This is a genomic window from Marivita sp., from assembly GCF_048006345.1.
Classification (GTDB): domain Bacteria; phylum Pseudomonadota; class Alphaproteobacteria; order Rhodobacterales; family Rhodobacteraceae; genus Marivita.
Map to the genome: position 1 here is coordinate 3,079,174 of NZ_CP180351.1, position 19,377 is coordinate 3,098,550.

Consider the following 19,377-nt stretch of genomic DNA (forward strand, 5'->3'; position numbering starts at 1 on the left):
GACAAGGCGATCAATCTCTGACGGCATTCGGCCCAGCATGAAGCAAAAGGTGTAGAATGTTTGGCTTTCGGAACAGACGGAACGGAACCATTATTTGGGCATCCGTCCTTGCGGTCATGACCCAGCTTCTGGCACCTGTTGCGCGCGCTGACCTGCCTGCGCCGGTGACGGATGACACCTATGTGCCCATCGATCCGGCAGAAGCCAAACTGGGACAGCTTCTGTTTTACGATCCGATCCTGTCGGGCAACCGGAATATCTCTTGCGCGACGTGTCATCATCCGCGCTTTGGCACCGGGGATGGTGTATCGCTGTCGCTGGGTGAAGGCGGCATCGGACTGGGCCCAGAGCGCCATGTCGACCCGGCCAACGTGCCCGAGCAACGTGTTCCGCGCAATGCCACAGGTTTGTTCAATCTGGGAGCGCGGGAATTCACCGTCCTGTTTCACGATGGCCGGATTGAGGTCGACCCCACACGCCCGGGTGGTCTACGGACGCCTCTGGACGAGGATATGACCCAGGGTTTTGCCAATCTTCTGTCGGCCCAAACCATGTTCCCGGTGCTGAGCCCGGATGAAATGGCCGGGCATTACAGCGAAAACGACGTGTCCAAGGCTGTGCGACTGGGCCGCATCACCGGCGAGGGCGGGGCTTGGGATCTTATTGCCAAACGTGTTTCTGCGGTTGAAGCTTATCGCACCTCGTTCGAAACGGTGTATCCCGAGATTGCCGCGGGTCGCGAGATTGCCTTTACGGATATCTCGAACGCTATCGCGGCCTTCATTGCCGAGGAATGGCGGTCCGACACCAGCCCGTTTGACGCGCATCTGCGCGGAGAGGAACTCTTGAGCGGCAAAGCCGCCGAGGGCATGGACCTCTTTTACGGCAAGGCCGCCTGTTCCAGCTGCCATTCCGGCGCGTTCCAAACCGATCACAAGTTTCATGCCATGGGCGTTCCACAGATTGGTCCTGGCAAGGCCGCGCGCTTTGAAAGTTACGTGCGTGATGATGGTCGGATGCGGGTGACCGGCCGGGAAGAGGATCGGTTTGCCTTCCGCACACCGTCGCTGCGAAATGTCACCGCCACCGCACCTTACGGCCACAGTGGTGCGTACAAGGACTTGCGCCTGTTCGTGGAAGCCCATGCCAATCCGCGTGGCGTGGCCTACGACCAGACACAGGCGGTGCTGCCAGACCTGCAGGGCGCATCTGATTGGGCGGTTGTGGAGGATCCCACGGCCACGCAAGCCATTCTGGACGTCGCTTGGGAAGGCGTGCCGTTGAGCAGTCAGGAGATCGACGCGATCATGGCGTTTCTGGAAAGCCTCAGCGATCCTGTCGCGCTTGAGGGGCGCATGGGTGTGCCTCAGTCCGTGCCCAGCGGTTTGCCGGTAGATCGCTAGGCGACCAGAACGCTACGTCTTCGGAACCGATAGCGGCGGATGTCAGTTGACGCGGCTTATCAAATTGGCAGCGTTGATGGTACCCACCTGCCAATCGTTCGCGGTGCCATCGGGCCAGATCATGCGCGTTTCGACAGACGTGGCGCTGCCAAGTCCAAAATGAACCGGCAGCGCGCTGCCACCCGCATGCCCGCCACCAACCGTGATTTCCTTGATCCGGGTTGTTCCGTCCGGCAATCGGATCTCGGCAAAGCCGCCGACGGCATGCTGGTTCGGTCCGGGTTGCACAGGTTGCAGCGTGATCCAGTTGCCTGCTCCCGCAGTCACGTTCTGCCAGAGCTCAAACGGTGCGCGGCGGTTGACCACGGCCAGATCAAGCAGACCGTCACCGTTCAGATCCCCGAAAACCCCACCGCGTCCGCGCAGATCGCTGGCCACACCCGCCGCGACTGACGCTTCGACAAAGGTTCCGTCCGGCTGCTGCATCAACAGCGAATTTGGGTCATGCATGGCATTGCTGGGCATCTGGTCCACATTGCCCTTGGCGATGAAGATGTCCTCAAAGCCGTCATTGTTCGCGTCTCCAAAGGCAGCATGCCACCCCGTTGATGGACGTCCGTCATCCCCGATATGGGGCCGATGTGCGGTTGCCCCGACATTGTAGGACGCGTTGCGATAGACATATGGGGCATCTGCGTATTGCAGCAGCTGGTCACCCATCGAGGTCAGGACCACCTCGGGCAGACCGTCGCCGGTGATATCGGTTGAGGCGATGCCCATCCCCCAGATCGACACCGCGTTCCAGCCCTTTGACGCATCGAGCAACGTGAGGTCCGGAAAGAACCACATTTGCTCAGAGCCGCCGCGGACGTAGTAATGTCGGTCATTTGACACGCGCAGATCGGCGACCCCGCGGCGCGCCGCATCCGAAAACAGCATCGACAATGCACAAAAACCCGGAGCGAGATCGGTGCTGTCATACCCTTTGGCGGTTGGGCGCATCAGCTGATTGCTGTCACAGGCTTGAAACGGCCCATCCGGGTTTGCGCGATCCACGTAATTGCCGACAGCCAAAGTGGGACGGCTTTGCCCAGCTTCCCATGTTGCGGAAAACGCCGTGGACCAGCGATCGTCCCGGGGAATGCCCCAAGCGCTTGAGGCATCCGTAAAACTGCAATCGGCTCCGCCCCGCAGGACCATGTTTTCGCCAACCCGCAGGATGAAGAGATCAAGCCAACCGTCGCTGTCGATATCCAGCGGATAGGCTCCGGTTGCGCCGGTGATGTCGGGGAATGTGCCATTTTCGAACGATATGTCATTTCCGGGGGCCGATGTCGTGTTGATGAGCAACGTCATCGGGGCCTCGCCGCCCGCCGCAAGAAGTTCCGGGAAGCTGTCGCCATTGCAGTCGAACGCCGCAAGTCCACCGCCTACAAAGTGTTCCCAGCCGCCTGAGTAGACATGTTCCACCGGCAAGGGCCGCGGCTCGAACAGAGGCTGGGCCGCCAGTGGGGCACCAGCGCAGATCAGACACAGGGCAAGTTTCATACTGCCTCCGGCCGGAGTGCAATCTCTGTGGCTGTCTCAAGCGCAAGTGCGGCAGCCCCGCGCGCCCAGACTTGATCGCCCCACGCACGAATTTCGACCACGGGCGCTGGGCGATTGGTTTCCAATGTCATGTCACGCATCGCGGCGAGAACCTCTTCGGCATAGAGATAGTCATAACGCATCCGTTCCCCGGATAGCAGGATCAGCGCCGGGTCAAACAGGTTCACGATATTGGCCAGACCCAGGGCAAGGTAGCGCCCTGCACGCTTAAAGATGGCGCGGGCAGACTGGTTCCCGGCCTTGGCGTGATCATAGAGGGATTCGAGCAGGATTTGCTGCGATTGCACACCGCGATTGCCCCAGTTGAGCGCGGTGGTCGCCTCGCGCACGAGAGCGTAGTCAGCTACGTAAGCTTCGAGGCACCCGCGTTGTCCGCATCGACACAAGGCGCCATCCAGCTGCACCTTGGTATGGCCGATCTCAAGACCAAGCCCCATTGCCCCTCGATAGAGTCGGTGATTGATGACCACGCCCATACCGACGCCATGTTCGATGGTCACAACCGCAAAATCAGACCGTGCCCGACCAGCGCCGAACCAGAGCTCGGCCAATGTCACAAGGTTTGCATCATTGTCGACACGCACCGGGCGACCCAGCAATTCCTCAAGCGTGGGACCAAGGGCAATCCCCTGCTCGCGCATCAGTGGGGACCACATGACCTGTCCTGTCGCGCTGTCGACGACACCGGGCAGACCGAGACCGATGGCAGACAGATCCGTTTGCGTCAGCCCGGCTTGTGCCAACGCATCATCCAGAAGGCGGACGACATCCCGGATCACCATTTCGGTTTCCTGCTGCAGGACGCCGTGGCGAATCTCGGCCTCGGCAATCGTGTTTCCTGCGAAGTCCGTAATGATGGCGGCGTGGCGATGGTCGGACAGCTTCAGACCGGCCACATAACCCGCTTCCGGGCGCACGCCCAAGGCCACGGGTGGCCGCCCCCGATTGCTTTCGCCTTCGCGCTTGGGAGTTGCGACCTCGTGAACCATGCCGGTTTCGATCAACTCGCTCACGACCGATGTGACCGACGCGGGACTGACCCCGAGGTCTTTTGCCAGATCCGCACGAGAAATCAGCCCTGCAGCGCGCACCCTGTCGAACACCTGAATCCGCAGGCTTCGCGGCGTGGACTCATAGCTTTGAATCAGGGGGCCGCAGCCAATCTGGGCCTCTCCGTCTTCAAGAGCATGGAATCCGGTGTCCGGTGACATTTCATTCAGAGCCTAAAATTAACATGGTCAACGTACCCGAAATCACCCACCAATCCAGCAAAAAGATCACAGCATCGACCCCATCAGGGCAAAAAATCTTCAAACTCAGCAAGTTTATTTTTTGACAGCTGAATTAAATATGTCATGATAGCGGTGTTACGGTCATAGCCGAACAGCCCGATTCCGGGCACGATCATTTGGGAGGAGATCACATGCGCAAGGCGCTTACCCTCGCGGCCATTCTGGCTGCCTCTGTTTCTACATCCGCACTCGCAGGAAGCCACTCTGTCACCGTTGGTGTGAGCTGGTCCAACTTCCAGGAAGAGCGCTGGAAGACTGACGAAGCCGCAATCAAGGCCGCTCTCGAAGCCGCTGGCGCGACATATATCTCTGCTGACGCGCAGGCTTCTGCCGCCAAGCAGCTGACCGACATCGAAGCGCTGATCGCACAGGGCGCAGACGCTCTGATCATCCTCGCGATGGACAAGGACGCGATTGCACCCGCAATCGATCAGGCAGCCGCCGAAGACATCCCGGTTGTGGGCTACGACCGTCTGATCGAAGACGATCGCGCGTTCTACCTGACCTTCGACAACAAAGGTGTTGGCCGTATCATCGCCGAAACCGTTCAGGGCATTCAGGAATTGGGCAACTACGCAATCATCAAAGGCGACCCGGGTGACCCCAACGCGCAGTTCCTGCTGGAAGGCATGATGGAAGTGATCGGTGACGAAGTTGCCAATGGTTCGATCAAAATCGTTGGTGAAGCCTTCTCCGATGGCTGGAAGCCCGAAAACGCTCAGAAGAACATGGAGCAGATCCTCACCGCCAACAACAACATGGTTGATGCGGTTCTGGCGCAGAACGACGGTATGGCCGGTGGCGTGATCGCTGCGCTGTCTGCTCAGGGTCTGACGGTTCCGGTCGGCGGACAGGACGGCGACCTTGCCGCTCTGAACCGTGTTGCACGCGGCACTCAGGCCGTTTCGGTCTGGAAAAACTCGCGTGACCTCGGCAAGGCCGCTGCGGATATCGCCGTTGCTCTGGCAGGCGGTACGATGCTGGCGGATATCGAAGGCTCCGTGAAGTGGTCCGGTGGCGAGAAGGGCGTTGAAATGAACGCAATCTTCCTCGACCCGACACCGATCACAGCCGACACTCTGAACCTCGTCATTGATGCGGGCCACATCTCGAAAGAGCAGGCTTGCGAAGGTGCGATGTCGACTGTTGCGGCCTGCCAGTAACCGGTAGGTGATCCGGCGCAGGCCTCCTTGCCTGCGCCGGTTTCTGCACCGTTCTGACCAAGGTGCAGACAAGGGCTTTTGTCCAATTTTTTCATAGCGCCGCGATCCGGGTTCCAGTGCATGTGCTGGTCAGGGCCGTGCCGTGTTTTCGCATCCTTCCGCATGGCTGGACGAACAAATGTCTGACACTACAAAAATCTCAAAAACGACCGCAAAGCCTGAAGGTCTGATCAGCCGCTTCATGAGCGCGACCGAACTCGACACGCGCCTGATCGGGATGGTCGGTGCTCTTGCGTTGATCTGGATCGGCTTTCACCTCTACGGCGCGCTCGTAAATGGTTTCGGGGCCTTCCTGACACCGCGAAACCTCTGGAACCTTTCTGTCCAGACCTCGTCGATCGGGATCATGGCCTGTGGCATGGTTCTGGTGATCGTGACGCGCCATATCGACCTGTCTGTCGGGTCACTGCTTGGATTTTGCGCCATCATCATGGGCGTCATTCAGGTCAATATACTTCCCTCCTTTCTGGGACTCGGCCACCCGCTGATCTGGGTGATCGCGGCGGCCTGCGGCATGCTCCTTGGCGCGACAGTCGGCGCGTTTCATGGGTGGTTGATCGCGTATCGTGGCATTCCGGCCTTCATCGTGACGCTGGGTGGACTTCTGGTCTGGCGTGGCGCTGGATTTCTTGTGGCGCGAGGCGAAACGATCTCTCCGGTCGACAGCACATTTGCATTGCTCGGCGGCGGGCCTTACGGGGCCGTGGGTGCCACTGGCAGTTGGATCATCGGTTTGATCGGATGCGCCGCAGTGGTCTTCGGCGTGATCAACGGGCGCAAGCAGCGCACCAAGTTCGAATTCAAACTGCGGCCGGTCTGGGCAGACACGTTCCTTGGCGTGGTGGGATGTGCCGCCATCATCGGAGCTGTGCTGCTGGTCAATGCCTATCCCTGGCCGCGCGGCATTGTGCGCCGCTATGCCGAGGAAAACGCGATCACCATTCCTGAAGGCGGTCTGTTCATTTCCCACGGGTTTGCCATTCCGGTCCTCATCCTGCTGGTCGTTGGTATCTCCATGACATTCTTGATGACCAAGACGCGGTTTGGCCGCTACGTCTATGCCATCGGCGGCAACCCAGAGGCCGCTGCGCTTGCGGGCATCAACACCAAGATGATGACCGTCAAGATCTTCGCGATCATGGGCTTCCTCGCAGGTCTGTCTGCGGTTGTCGCGTCGGCCCGTCTGAACTCGGCCACCAACGCATTGGGCGAACTGGACGAGCTTTATGTCATCGCTGCTGCGGTGATCGGGGGCACATCCCTGTCGGGCGGTGTGGGCACGATATTTGGGGCCATCCTCGGTGCCCTCGTGATGCAATCCCTGCAGACCGGCATGGTGCTGATCGGATTTGACGCGGCCGTGCAGCGGATCGTTGTCGGGTCGGTGCTCGTTCTGGCCGTCTACCTCGACATCCTCTACCGCCGTAAATCGAAGTAAGGGGCGAAGATCATGACTGATAACACCGGAACCCCGCTCGTCGAGATGCGCAACATCTCAATCTCGTTTGGCGGCATTCACGCCGTAGACGATGTCACGGTCGATCTGTACCCCGGCGAAGTTGTGGGCCTTTTGGGCCATAACGGTGCAGGGAAATCGACTCTGATCAAGTGTCTGTCGGGCGCGTATCAGGCGGACTCGGGCGACATTTACGTCAACGGAGAGAAAGCCACGATCAACAATCCCCGCGATGCCCGCAGCTACAATATCGAGACGATCTACCAGACGCTTGCGCTGGCAGATAATCTCGATGCCGCGTCCAACCTGTTTCTTGGACGCGAGTTGTTGACGGCTGCCGGGTTTGTCGATCAGGCCAGAATGGAAGCTGAAACGCGCAAGATCATGGCGCGGCTCAATCCCAACTTCCGCAAGTTCCAAGCACCTGTGTCGGCCCTTTCGGGTGGTCAGCGGCAATCCGTGGCGATTGCGCGTGCGGTCTATTTCAACGCGCGGATCCTGATCATGGACGAACCAACAGCGGCCCTTGGACCACAGGAAACCCAGATGGTGGCCGAACTCATTCAAGAGCTCAAACGCCAGGGGTTGGGGATCTTCCTGATCGACCACGATGTGCATCAGGTCAAACGGCTTTGCGACAGGGCCAGCGTCATGAAGAACGGCGAACTTGTGGGCACCGTAAAGGTTGCGGATGCAAGTGAAGACGATCTTCTGGCGATGATCATTCTGGGCAAGACGCCGGCACATCTGGCCGCTTGAGCTATTGGCCCTGATCCCATGTCGGGGCCGATACTCCCACTGAGTTTCACATTCCTGATCATTCAAGGACGGCAGAGTGATGTTTATCGGTCTAGATCTGGGCACATCCGGTCTGAAAGCGATCCTGATCAATGAAGATCAGACGATACTCGCCGAGGCCACTGCGCGGCTGAACGTGTCGCGCCCGCATGACAGTTGGTCAGAGCAAGCCCCTGCCGAATGGATTGCGGCCGCAGAAGCCGTGTTCGATCAGCTCAGCAGCCACAACCTGTCGGCGGTCAAGGCGATCGGCCTGTCTGGCCAGATGCATGGCGCAACCCTGCTTGATGCTTCGGATGAAGTGCTGCGGCCCTGCATTCTCTGGAACGACACCCGCAGTCATGCCGAAGCTGCGGCGATGGACGCCGACCCAGACTGGCGCGCCATCTCGGGCAATATCGTCTTTCCCGGCTTCACCGCGCCGAAACTCGCCTGGGTCCGCGCCCATGAGCCAGCGGTGTTCGACCGGGTTGCGAAGGTCCTCTTGCCCAAGGATTACCTGCGCCTTTGGCTGACAGGCGAACACGTCGCCGAAATGTCGGATGCTGCGGGAACCAGTTGGCTGGATACCGGCGCCCGCACATGGTCTGAAGATCTTCTGGCAAAGACAGGGCTTGGGCTTTCGCACATGCCGCATCTTGTCGAAGGCTCCGAGGTTTCGGGACAACTGCGCGCCGACCTTGGCCAGCGCTGGGGGTTCGGGACACATGTCGTTGTCGCTGGTGGCGGCGGCGACAACGCGGCCTCGGGTATCGGTGTCGGCGTGGTCCGCGCGGGGCAGGCCTTTGTGTCGCTCGGCACGTCGGGTGTGCTCTTCGCCGCAAATGACGGCTATCAGCCCGACCCGGGCACCGCAGTTCATACCTTCTGTCATGCTTTGCCGGACACATGGCACCAGATGGGCGTGATCCTCTCGGCGACTGACGCGCTGAACTGGTTCGCGCAGCTTGTCGGACAGGACGCGGCTGACCTGACGCAGGGGCTTGGCCCGCTGCAGGCGCCCGGCAAGGCGGTCTTTGCACCTTATCTTGGTGGAGAGCGGACGCCACTCAACGACGCTACAATTCGGGGTGCACTGATCGGGATCGAGCATGCAACCGACACAGCGGCGGCGACCCGCGCCGTCCTGGAAGGTGTGACCTTTGCCATTCGTGACTGCCGCGACGCGCTGGCTGCCACGGGCACCGAGATCACCAGCCTTTTGGCAGTCGGTGGTGGCAGCAAATCCGACTATTGGCTCTCGGCAATTGCCACGGCGCTCGACACGCCGATTGATATCGCGGTCGCTGGCGACTTTGGCGGGGCCTTCGGGGCCGCCCGGCTTGCGATCATGGCTGCAACGGGTGCCGGCGCCGAAATCGCGACGCGCCCCGACATTGCGCGCAGCATCACCCCTGACCCCGATTTGCGCGCCGCGTTTGATGACGGACATCACCGCTTCTGCGCCACCCAGGCTGCAGTGAAAGGACTGACATGACTGACTTTTTCAAAGGTATTCCGGCAATCACCTACGAGGGGCCGGAAACGTCGAACGAGTTTGCGTTCCGTCATTATAACCCGGACGAAATGGTCATGGGCAAGCGGATGGAAGACCATCTTCGCTTTGCCATCGCCTATTGGCACAGCTTCGCGTGGCAAGGTGGCGATCCGTTTGGCGGACAGACCTTTGATCGCCCATGGTTCGGCGAGACGATGGATTTGGCACGGCTCAAGGCTGATGTCGCGTTTGAGATGTTCGACATTCTTGGCGCGCCGTTCTTTTGCTTTCACGATGCCGATGTCCGTCCGGAGGGGGAGGATTTCGCCACATCGACACGCAATCTTGAAGAGATCGTCGATTATTTTGCCGCCAAGATGGAAAGCTCGAAAACCAAGCTTCTCTGGGGCACTGCAAACCTCTTTTCGCACCGTCGCTTCATGTCAGGTGCGGCCACCAATCCTGACCCGGACGTGTTTGCCTATGCCGGCGCGACCATCAAGACCTGCATGGACGCGACCCATAAGCTGGGAGGCGCGAACTATGTCCTCTGGGGCGGACGGGAAGGCTATGAGACTCTTCTCAACACCGATCTGACCCGCGAGGCCGAACAGGCCGGACGCATGCTGTCCATGGTGGTGGAGTACAAGCACAAGATCGGCTTTGAGGGTACGATCCTGATCGAGCCAAAACCGCAGGAACCCGCCAAACACCAGTATGACTACGATGTCGCAACGGTCTATGGCTTCCTCAAGCGGTTCGGGCTGGAAAACGAGGTCAAGGTCAACATCGAACAGGGCCATGCCATCTTGGCTGGCCACAGTTTCGAGCATGAACTGGCCATGGCGGCGAGCCTTGGAATTCTCGGTTCGATTGACATCAACCGGAACGATTACCAGTCGGGCTGGGACACAGATCAATTCCCCAACAACGTGCCCGAGATGGCGCTTGCCTATTACGAGGTTCTCAAGGCGGGTGGGTTTACCACCGGCGGAACGAATTTCGACGCCAAGCTGCGCCGGCAGTCGCTGGACCCCGAGGATCTGATCCTTGCGCATGTGGGCGGCATGGATGCATGCGCGCGCGGATTGAAAGCGGCGGCGGCCATTCTCGAAGACGGAACCCTCGAGGCGATGCGCGCCGAGCGGTATGCAGGATGGAACAGCGACGAGGCCAGAAAGATGCTGTCCGGGGAGTATGATCTGGACGATCTTGAAGCCTATGTTCGCAGTTCTGGTCTCAACCCCGAACCGCGCTCTGGAAAGCAGGAGCGGCTGGAGAACCTCGTGAACCGGTTTGTTTAGAACCGGAAGTTCGATTTTCGGTCAAAAGGCTTCACTCCGCCGCATTCTGCGGCGGACGGCGCCATCCACCTGAGGCAGATCTGTCGCGCAACTGGGATGTGGTTCTTTTGGGCTTGAGCCGGCGGCACTGTCGTCGGACACTCCAGACATGAAGAATCTTCTGAAGCTTGTTGTCTTTTCTGACCTCGACGGCACGCTTTTGGATCACCAGACATACCAGTGGGATGCAGCGCGCCCTGCGCTTCAACGGCTTGGGGCACTTGGTATTCCCGTCGTTCTTGCGAGCAGCAAAACAGCCTCCGAGATCCGACCAATTCAAGAGCAGATGGGCCTGACTAGTTTGCCCGCCATCGTCGAGAATGGTGCCGGGGTGATCGGGCTGCACGAGACAGACCCAGCCGACGCATACAGCGCATTGCGTGACACGCTTGACCGGATCCCGACCCACCTGCGCGCGCAGTTCCGGGGCTTTGGTGACATGACGGTTTCGGAATTGGCCCGTTTGACTGGCCTGCCGCAAGACGCTGCCCAGCTTGCCAAGGCGCGCGACTATTCAGAACCTGGAGTCTGGTCCGGCAATGATGCAGAACTCGCTCAGTTTCACGCAGACCTGCAAGAGCACGGCATCACAACCCAGCGCGGCGGACGTTTCCTGACACTGTCGTTCGGACGAACAAAAGCGAGCGCGATGGACAGCGTGATCGACGCACTGGGCGCGAAGAAAACTCTCGCGCTCGGCGACGCCCCGAACGACATCGCGATGCTTGAGAAAGCCGATATGGGCGTCATCATCGCCAATCCTCACAAGCCGCCCTTGCACGAGTTGGCGGGCGAACGTGACGGTCGGATCACGCGCTCGCACGACACGGGGCCGGTCGGCTGGAACGCCTCGGTCAATGCTATTCTCGACACTCTGCCCCTTGTGGAAGGACACACGCCCGATGGTTGATTTTCATCAGAACGGAAACATCGCGACCCTGCACAACCTGCGCACCCGGTCGCTTGCCGAGATGACCTACGAGTTGGAGACCTTCGCGCAGACGCGGAAGATGTCGCTTATTCTACCCTGTCTTTATTCCGAGCTCGAAACCGATGCGATGCCGAACATCCTGTCGGAACTGGCGAAGGTCACCTATTTGCACCGAATAATCATCGGTCTAGACCGCGCGGACGAAAAGCAGTTTCGCCATGCCAAGCGGTTCTTCGAAGGGCTGAACCAGAACCACATCGTGATCTGGAACGACAGCCCTCGCATGCTGGCACTGGGAAACCGGCTTGAACAGATGGGGCTGTCGCCCGCAGAGCAAGGCAAAGGCAAGAATGTCTGGACATCCATCGGTTACCTGATCGGCTGTCAGGACAGCGCGGTCATGGCAATCCACGATTGCGATATCCTGACCTATACGAACGAATTGCTGGCCCGACTGATCTATCCCGTCGCCAACCCGACCTTCCCCTACCAGGTCGCCAAGGGATACTACGCCCGGATCGGTGGGGAAAAACTGAACGGGCGGGTGACACGGCTTTTGGTCAGTCCACTGCTGATCGCGTTAAAGCGCGTCGTCGGAGACAGGGACTACCTCGATTACCTGCGCAGTTTCCGCTACCCGCTGTCCGGCGAGTTCGCGATGCGGACGAACATCTTGCCTGATCTGCGCATCCCATCTGATTGGGGGCTTGAGATCGGTGTCTTGTCAGAGGCGTGGCGCAATCTGGCACCCAAGGCGGTGTGCCAGGTCGAGATCGCAGATGCCTATGATCACAAGCATCAGGCATTGAGCCCTGAAGACGCGGCGACCGGCCTGAACCGCATGTCAACGGACATCTGCAAGGCGATCTTCCGCAAGCTGGCAGCCGACGGCACAATCTTTACGCCCAACGTGTTCCGCACGTTGAAAGCCACATACTACCGTAGCGCGCTTGATCTTCTGGATGCGTATTATAGCGATGCCCAGATGAACGGTCTGTCTTTAGACCGGCATTCCGAAGAAGCCTCGATCGAACTGTTTGCCGAGAACATCATGCGTGCCGGGCAGACCTTTCTCGACAATCCGCACGAGACCCCGTTCATTGCCACATGGAACCGGGTGCATGCCGCTGATCCAGAGTTTCTGCGCGACATGCAGGCCGCGGCGGCGGCGGACGTGTTGGATTATCAGTGACCCGCGTTGCTGATCCAGCGGCACTGATAGGGTGCAAGAACGATGTCCTCATCAGGGATCACATCGCCTGACAGAAGATCGCGCCAGTCTTCGTCTGCGATGATGTTCAACGTGCTGACCGGAAGCGTCACCGTGTCCTTGCTGACATTGTGCAGCGCAAAAATGGATTGGTGCCGGTCAAGGCTCTGCCGCCAGATGCCAAAAACGCGCGGATCACTGGTGTTGACGGTGAACTGCGTCGCGTTCGGGTGAAACGCGGATTGTCTTTGCCGTATTTTCAAGCGCCGTTTCAATCCCTTCAGCACCTGCGCATGCACCGAACTTTCATCGGCCAAATATGTGCGCAGCGTCTCGTAATCCCAGCGATGCCGATTGATCGCGCGGTTCATACCGCGGCGTTCCACCGCTTCGGTGTCATTTGGAGTGGCCAGCATCGAATGGATATAGAAGGCCGGTATCCCTTCCAGCGACATCACGATGGTCTGCGAACACAGAAACCGTTCAATGTGGTGATCATCCGGGCCGTCAAAGGTCTGACCCAACGCCGCGAAATAGGTCGTGTTCAACTCGTACGGCGCTTCGCCCCCGTCCGGCAACGCACGCATCGACACCAGCCCGCCGGCAGCCTTGACCGCCTTGATCATCTCCGCCTGATCCTCGGTTGACAAAAGCCCCTCCGCCGGGCGCATTCCGATACCGTCATGGCTGGCCGTGAAATTGAGGTAAGCGCATCCCAACGGGGCGGGCGGCATCGACCGTTGCCACTTGTCGAGGCTCTTGGCGCTTCCTGACAGCAGCGCATGCAGAATGAGCGGTGGCAGCGGGAAGTTGTAGATGACATGGGCTTCGTCCCGTTTGCCGAAATAGCTCAGGTTCTCGGCCTTTGGCACATTGGTTTCGGTCAAAAGGACGATCGGTTCGATGGCGTAGTCGCACAGCAATCGGATCAGCTTCACGATGGCGTGGGTCTGTGGCAGGTGGATCGACGGCGACCCCGCCTCTTTCCATAAGAATGCCACCGCATCGAGGCGGATGATCTGAACTCCGTTGTCGATATGGGTCCGAATGATCCTAAGGAATTCGAGCAAAACCTCTGGGTTGCGGAAATCAAGGTCGATCTGATCGTGGCTGAACGTGCACCAGACATGGCGCGGACCGTTCTTTGTGTCGACCTCCTGCAAGAGCGGTGTGGTCCGGGGCCGCACAACCATGCTCAGATCATCTGACGGGTCCGCCTCGAAAAAGAAACGGTCATAGGGCGGCTGCCCCTGCCTGTAGGCGTTGAACCAAGTGCCTTGGCTCGACACGTGATTGAGCACGAGATCGGACATCAGTTTGAATTCAGAGGCGATGCGATTGATGTCGGGCCAATCTCCCAGTTGGGGATTGACCGCCATATAATCCGTGACTGCGAAACCGTCGTCCGAGGTGAACGGGAAGAACGGGAGGATGTGCACCCCATCCACCACACCCTTGAGGTATCGGCGCAGGAAATCGTTCAACAGGTCCAGTGGTTTGTGCACACCGTCGATCATCGAATTGCCATAGGTGATGAGCAGCGCATCCCGTTGCGACCATAGCGCGTTACCGGGTTTTCGACCGCGCTTTCGGCGGTGGGTCCCGTCTGGCCAGAACGCGTCGATCACCTTGGTGGCAAGGATATCGGCGTCGAAATCGGGGTAGATCTCGGTCACTTTGGTGGCAAGCGCACGGCTCAGCGCGGGAGTTTTCTCTTTGTTCAAAGCGTCTTGTGCCATGAGTTAAAGAACCATGGCTTTCGCCACTTTTCAAATATTTACGGGTTCGCGCCCAAAGGAGACACCGGAATGCTGAATTCTTAATCGCAGACGGGTTTCCCGACGAGAAGGCGGCGGTCGATCAAGGCCTCAGCCAGCCATCGGTTTTTCGTGGATTTGCGCCCTAGCGTTGTTCCAAAGCGTTTTCCCATTCCGTCAAAAATGCGCGCCGATTTAGCGGGTCGAGATAGACCATCAAAGCAGGGCCCAGCCGGATCGGCCCGAACCCCACCAGATTATCCGCACCGGTTTGCCCCAGCGGTGGCAACGGCCATGTACCGGGCGCTTCGCGCTGCCCCAGACGTGCCAGCATATCGATGAACGCGCCAGCGCCAGCGGTTTCCTGAGCCGTGGTCGGGATGATCGCGGTCCGCAGGATGACATTGGTGAAGTCCTGCATCCCAAGAATTTGCACCTGTCCACCTGAATCCCGTGCGAGGCGTTCGGCGGCATAGCTCCCAAGCACATTGTAGGCGAGCGCAAGCCGACCCTCGGCCACATCGTCGATCATCTGGCCGGAACAGCAATACAGCTGCGGGTTCAGCCGCCCCATTACCTCGGACAAGCGCCAATAGGCATCGGTGGACCGGGCCTCCTGCGTCGCAAAAAGATAGCCAAGCCCACTGTCGCGCACATCATAGGTGCCGACCGCGCCATCGAACCGCTCGGGGTATTCGCGCAGCAAGGTCACAAGTTCCTGCCGGGTTGTCGGCAGGTCCAGCCCTTGGAAGCGTTCGGTCGAGAGAACGACCACAGCTGGTTCAGCCGTGAAGGCGAAGATCAAATCCCGCCACCGCGCCCAATCGGGAAGGGCAGATGTGGTTTCCGACCGGTGACTTTGCGCAAAGCCGTCGTTCGCAAGTTGGAATTGCAGGTCCATGGCTGACGACAGGGCAAGGTCAAAGACAGCGCCCGCGCGGATCGCCCGGTGCAATTCGGTCGAAGACACGACGGTGTAGTCGATCGACAAACTGGGCTGGCTCGCCTGAAACGTGCGCAGATAGGGCTCGAACACTTCAAGATCGGCAGTCGATATGACCTTGAGCATCCGGTCTCCGGCTCCGGGGAACAGGCGGTGATCCTCGATCTCCAACGCGGACGCGAGTGTCGCGACAAAACTCAGGAGGAGGGCAAGACAAGTGAGGCGCATGTTCCCCAGTTTCCTTCCAAGGTTTCAAGATCAAGTCGGCCACCATGCGCGACCAGAACGTCTTTGGCGATGGTCAGACCAAGCCCGGACCCGACAATGCCTTGCGTGTTACTTCCGCGCTGGAAGCGTTGGGTCAGGGTGTCGACAGGGCCGTCGCCCAGACCCGGACCCTGATCTTTTACGGCGATACGAATTTCACCGTCCTGTTCTGAAACGGCGATCGTGACGACCGTATCGGGCGGCGAATACTTGATCGCGTTGTCTAGGACATTGCGCAGGGCGTTTTCCATAAGGACAGGATCGACCTCGACCATTGCCGGGATCATATCGACATGCAGTCGGATATCTTTCATGGCGGCCGTCGGCTCCAGTCCGGCAACTGTCTGACCCACCAAGTCCGACAGATGAACCGGCGTCCGGACAAGATCATCCGACCTGTAAATCACGGTGGCATGATCCAGCAATTGCCCGGCAGAGCGCGAACTTTCATCCACCGCGCGGATCATCTGGCGCAGCCGTTGTTTCTGGTCGTCGTCCTTGGCTGAACGCAACGCGATCTCGGCCTGCGCACGGACGGTCGCCAGCGGCGTGCGGATGCGGTGTGCCGCTTCGGCGATGAAATCTTCTGCGCTTCGGATGGATTGGCCAAGCCGGTCCATCAAACGGTTCAGAGATGACATCAAGGGGGCAAGTTCGGTCGGGGCGGCGCGGCGCAAAGGACGCAGGTCAGACGGTCCCCGACGGGAAACGGCAGCTGCGATTTCGTTGAGCGGTTTGAGCGAAGTGCGCGCGGCAAAAGCCGACAGGGAGACGGCCACAAGAAAGAACGCAACCGAAAGGAAGGCGGCCAGTTGGGACAGTTCAGCCGAAATCGACGCAACTCCGCCACGGGTCTGAGCGACGGTCACGTTGACAGGGACAGGCTGTGTTCCCGCCAAAACCAACCGCGAGACAGTCGCCATCCGTATCTCTTCGCCGCTGTATTCGCCGGTATCGAAAACGACGCGCCCGCCAGAGGACAGGACTTCGCTAGGGACGGGCAAATCCTCGTACCCTGTCAATACCGTGTCACCTGTCGCCACGCGATAGAAGACCCGATCCTCGCTGATGGCACCAAGCATTGAGAATGCGGAATAGGGCAACTCAAGCCGCACCTCGCCCTGTTCGCTGCGGAGGGTTTCGGCAATCGTGGTGACCGAGGCGGCAAGGACATTGTCCTGCGTGCGCTCGGCCGCTTGACGCGCAAGACCGGTGACCATCCACCAGCTAAGGACCGACAGCAACGCGGCAACACCGGCCAGAAGCAGCGTCAGTCTGCGCCCTATCGACCCTGTTCCGGTCACTGCTCGCCGGTCTCCATCCGGTAGCCAAGGCCGCGCACGGTTTCGATCCGCACGCCCATCCCGTCGATCCGACGGCGCAGGCGCCCGACATAGACTTCGATGGCGTTCTCGGTCACTTCGGCGTCATAGGAAAAGAGCCGGTCCATCAAATGGCTTTTGGACAAGATCTGCCCCTTGTGTCGTGCGAATACCTCGAGCAAGCGGATTTCTCTGTTGCGCAGGTCAATCGACTCTGCCCCGTGGCGCAGCGTGCCCGCCAATGGATCAAAGATGGCATCTCCCAAGTGGATCTCGTTGCGCGCCTCGCCCCCACGGCGACGCAGGACAGCCCGGCAGCGCGCCTCAAGCTCGGAAAAGTCGAAGGGTTTCGTGATGTAGTCATCCGCCCCCTGATCCAACGCGCCCACACGGTCTGACACCTGTGACCGTGCCGTCAGCACGATGACCGGCGTTTCCAGATGGGCCCGGCTACGCGCAAGGAAGTCGCGGCCATCACCATCGGGCAGCATCACATCCAAGAGGATGAGGTCATATTGCGCGGCGGCAAGGCAATCCTCTGCCTCGGCGAGGCTTGCTGCGTGATCCACCGCATGCCCATCCAAGGCCAGCCGATTGACGACGGCCTCGGCCAGTTCGTGATTGTCCTCGACCAGAAGATAGCGCACCCCGTCTCTCCCTCGTGGCCCCGTGTCAGGCTTCTGTCAGCTTTCTGTGGTGATGTAAGACCATGGGCGGGAGAGGACCGCCTGTCAAATGGGAGGATAACCAATGAACACTCTTGAGTGGTCACGCCGTGCGCTTATTGCTGCGGCCACTGCAACCGTTGCCGTTTCGGGTATCGCATATGCTGGCGGACACCAGAAAATGGAATCGGTCCATTTCCTGATTCCGGGTGGGGCCGGTGGCGGCTGGGACGGCACGGCCCGCGGCACAGGCGAAGCCCTGATGAATTCCGGTCTGGTTGGAACGGCAACTTACGAAAACATGTCGGGCGGCGGCGGCGGTGTTGCCATCGGCAACCTGATCGAGAACGCGGCCAGCAGCCACGGCACGCTCATGGTCAACTCGACACCGATCGTGATCCGCGCCCTGACCGGCGAAATCTCGCAAAGCTTCCGCGACCTGACACTGGTTGCAGGCACCGTCGGTGACTACGCGGCACTGGTCGTGGCCAATGACAGCCCGATGACCTCTATGGAGGACGCGCTGGCATCTTACCGCGAAAACGCAGCGGACTTCGCCATCGGCGGCGGTTCCGTTCCGGGCGGCATGGACCACCTTGTTGCGGCTATCGTGATGCAGGCGGCAGGCGAAGACCCGACCGCGTTCAATTACATCGGCTATGACGCCGGCGGCGAAGCCATGGCAGGTCTGCTGTCGGGCGAAATCGACGCGCTCTCGACCGGTTTCTCTGAAGCGGTTGCTCTCGCCGAACAGGGCGAAGTGCGCATCCTTGGCGTGACAGCCCCCGAGCGTGTCCCCGCATTCCAGGACGCCCCGACCTTTGCCGAACAGGGGATTGACGCGCAGTTCGTCAACTGGCGTGGTTTCTTTGCAGCCCCCGGTCTTCCCGAAGACAAGCTGACCGCCTATCAGGACATGCTGGCCGCGATGATGGAAACCCCCGAGTGGGAAGAAGTCCGTGCGCGCATGGGTCTGGTCAACATTTTCCGTCCGGGTGACGAATTCAAGACATTCCTGGAAAACCAGGAAAAGCAGATCGGTGATCTGATGAAGGACCTCGGGTTCCTCTGATCCCTGTCGCGGGCCGGTGAGGTCCGCGGTTCTTTTTGGCGGATGCGCGGCTGGCATGGCTGGCGCAGGGCATCCGCCTCTTCGATTTCACAAAAACTTGGAGGGTTGAGAGATGGCGCTCGATCGCTGGATCGCTTTGGCCTTTATCGCCTTGTGTTGCGTCTACGGCTATGCAGCCTTTTTCACCATGGACGACCAATTGCCGCCAATCCTGCAGCGCAACCCGGTCTGGCCATCAACTTTCCCGAAAATTCTGACCGTGATGGGATTGGTTATCGGGCTTATTGTTCTGTTCACATCAAAACCGCCGGTAGACGGCGCTCCGGCCAAGGACGGCGCCATCGATCTGAGCCGTTTGGGCGACTACCATATCGGGCAGGCCCTCGGGCTGCTCGTGTTGATGGTTGTCTATGCCCTCACGCTGCGGCCATTGGGCTTCAATGGCTCGACGGTCGCCTTTCTGGTGCTTGGCGCGGTCATTCTCGGAGAGCGCCGTTTTCATATCCTGATCCCCGTGGCTGTCGTGGCTGCCGGGTCGATCTGGTATCTGGTCCAGGAGGTGCTTGGAATTTTCCTGCGTCCTTGGCCCGGCATGTTCATGTAAGGGGCT

16 protein-coding genes are annotated in these 19,377 nt (G+C 59.7%); 10 read left to right on the plus strand and 6 right to left on the minus strand.

Translation table 11 applies throughout. The annotated features are described in order from the left end of the window. Positions 1-116 precede the first annotated feature (116 nt). Positions 117-1,403, plus strand: a complete 1,287-nt coding sequence (locus ACMVPR_RS15125) for a cytochrome-c peroxidase (protein ID WP_416883545.1) — start codon at positions 117-119, stop codon at positions 1,401-1,403. A gap of 42 nt (positions 1,404-1,445) precedes the next feature. On the opposite strand, the gene ACMVPR_RS15130 is transcribed toward ACMVPR_RS15125, so the two are convergent. Together ACMVPR_RS15130 and ACMVPR_RS15135 are read right to left on the minus strand one after the other, a co-directional pair. Beyond that, positions 1,446-2,951: a CRTAC1 family protein gene (locus ACMVPR_RS15130; protein WP_416883546.1), complete on the minus strand. Its 1,506-nt coding sequence runs from the start codon at positions 2,949-2,951 to the stop codon at positions 1,446-1,448. Beyond that, positions 2,948-4,222 (minus strand): ROK family transcriptional regulator, encoded by a 1,275-nt coding sequence (locus ACMVPR_RS15135; protein ID WP_416883547.1) that lies wholly within the window; start codon positions 4,220-4,222, stop codon positions 2,948-2,950. The genes ACMVPR_RS15130 and ACMVPR_RS15135 overlap by 4 nt, the downstream gene beginning before the upstream one ends. Before the next feature lie 212 nt (positions 4,223-4,434). Here ACMVPR_RS15135 and ACMVPR_RS15140 point away from each other — a divergent pair, with 212 nt between their 5' ends. The 7 genes from ACMVPR_RS15140 to ACMVPR_RS15170 all read left to right on the plus strand — a co-directional run bounded on the left by ACMVPR_RS15140 (position 4,435) and on the right by ACMVPR_RS15170 (position 12,723). Then, entirely contained in the window at positions 4,435-5,466 is a 1,032-nt protein-coding gene (locus ACMVPR_RS15140; RefSeq protein WP_416883548.1) for a substrate-binding domain-containing protein, read from the plus strand. A gap of 178 nt (positions 5,467-5,644) precedes the next feature. Then, positions 5,645-6,964 carry a sugar ABC transporter permease gene (locus ACMVPR_RS15145; protein ID WP_416883549.1) on the plus strand — a complete coding sequence of 440 codons (1,320 nt, stop codon included), beginning with the start codon at positions 5,645-5,647 and terminating at the stop codon, positions 6,962-6,964. A 12-nt stretch (positions 6,965-6,976) separates the two neighbouring features. After that, a complete protein-coding gene (locus tag ACMVPR_RS15150) occupies positions 6,977-7,741 on the plus strand; it encodes an ATP-binding cassette domain-containing protein (protein ID WP_300586708.1) in 765 nt (254 codons plus the stop codon). 79 nt (positions 7,742-7,820) lie between these two features. After that, the gene (gene xylB / locus ACMVPR_RS15155) at positions 7,821-9,257 is read left to right on the plus strand and encodes a xylulokinase (RefSeq protein WP_416883550.1); all 1,437 of its coding nucleotides are present in this window, start codon (positions 7,821-7,823) and stop codon (positions 9,255-9,257) included. Further along, positions 9,254-10,561, plus strand: a complete 1,308-nt coding sequence (gene xylA / locus ACMVPR_RS15160) for a xylose isomerase (protein WP_416883551.1) — start codon at positions 9,254-9,256, stop codon at positions 10,559-10,561. Before xylB ends, xylA begins: the two co-directional genes overlap by 4 nt. 148 nt (positions 10,562-10,709) lie before the next feature. Next, a complete protein-coding gene (locus ACMVPR_RS15165; protein WP_416883552.1) occupies positions 10,710-11,510 on the plus strand; it encodes an HAD-IIB family hydrolase in 801 nt (266 codons plus the stop codon). Then, positions 11,503-12,723: a glycosyl transferase gene (locus ACMVPR_RS15170; protein WP_416883553.1), complete on the plus strand. Its 1,221-nt coding sequence runs from the start codon at positions 11,503-11,505 to the stop codon at positions 12,721-12,723. Before ACMVPR_RS15165 ends, ACMVPR_RS15170 begins: the two co-directional genes overlap by 8 nt. On the opposite strand, the gene ACMVPR_RS15175 is transcribed toward ACMVPR_RS15170, so the two are convergent. The 4 genes from ACMVPR_RS15175 to ACMVPR_RS15190 form a co-directional block, all read right to left on the minus strand. After that, complete coding sequence (locus ACMVPR_RS15175; RefSeq protein ID WP_416883554.1) at positions 12,717-14,480, minus strand: sugar phosphorylase; 1,764 nt, start codon at positions 14,478-14,480, stop codon at positions 12,717-12,719. The genes ACMVPR_RS15170 and ACMVPR_RS15175 overlap by 7 nt on opposite strands. A gap of 163 nt (positions 14,481-14,643) precedes the next feature. Next, positions 14,644-15,669 (minus strand): ABC transporter substrate-binding protein, encoded by a 1,026-nt coding sequence (locus ACMVPR_RS15180; RefSeq protein WP_416883555.1) that lies wholly within the window; start codon positions 15,667-15,669, stop codon positions 14,644-14,646. Next, positions 15,639-17,012, minus strand: coding sequence for a sensor histidine kinase N-terminal domain-containing protein (locus ACMVPR_RS15185; protein WP_416883556.1), 1,374 nt, complete (start codon positions 17,010-17,012; stop codon positions 15,639-15,641). The genes ACMVPR_RS15180 and ACMVPR_RS15185 overlap by 31 nt, the downstream gene beginning before the upstream one ends. Then, on the minus strand, positions 17,009-17,677 hold the full coding sequence (locus ACMVPR_RS15190; protein WP_300586727.1) for a response regulator transcription factor: 669 nt from the start codon (positions 17,675-17,677) through the stop codon (positions 17,009-17,011). The genes ACMVPR_RS15185 and ACMVPR_RS15190 overlap by 4 nt, the downstream gene beginning before the upstream one ends. A 103-nt stretch (positions 17,678-17,780) precedes the next feature. Between ACMVPR_RS15190 and ACMVPR_RS15195 the strand changes: the two genes are divergently transcribed. After that, entirely contained in the window at positions 17,781-18,767 is a 987-nt protein-coding gene (locus ACMVPR_RS15195; RefSeq protein WP_416883557.1) for a tripartite tricarboxylate transporter substrate binding protein, read from the plus strand. Between the two features lie 112 nt (positions 18,768-18,879). Beyond that, positions 18,880-19,371, plus strand: coding sequence for a tripartite tricarboxylate transporter TctB family protein (locus ACMVPR_RS15200; RefSeq protein ID WP_416883558.1), 492 nt, complete (start codon positions 18,880-18,882; stop codon positions 19,369-19,371). Positions 19,372-19,377 lie beyond the last annotated feature (6 nt).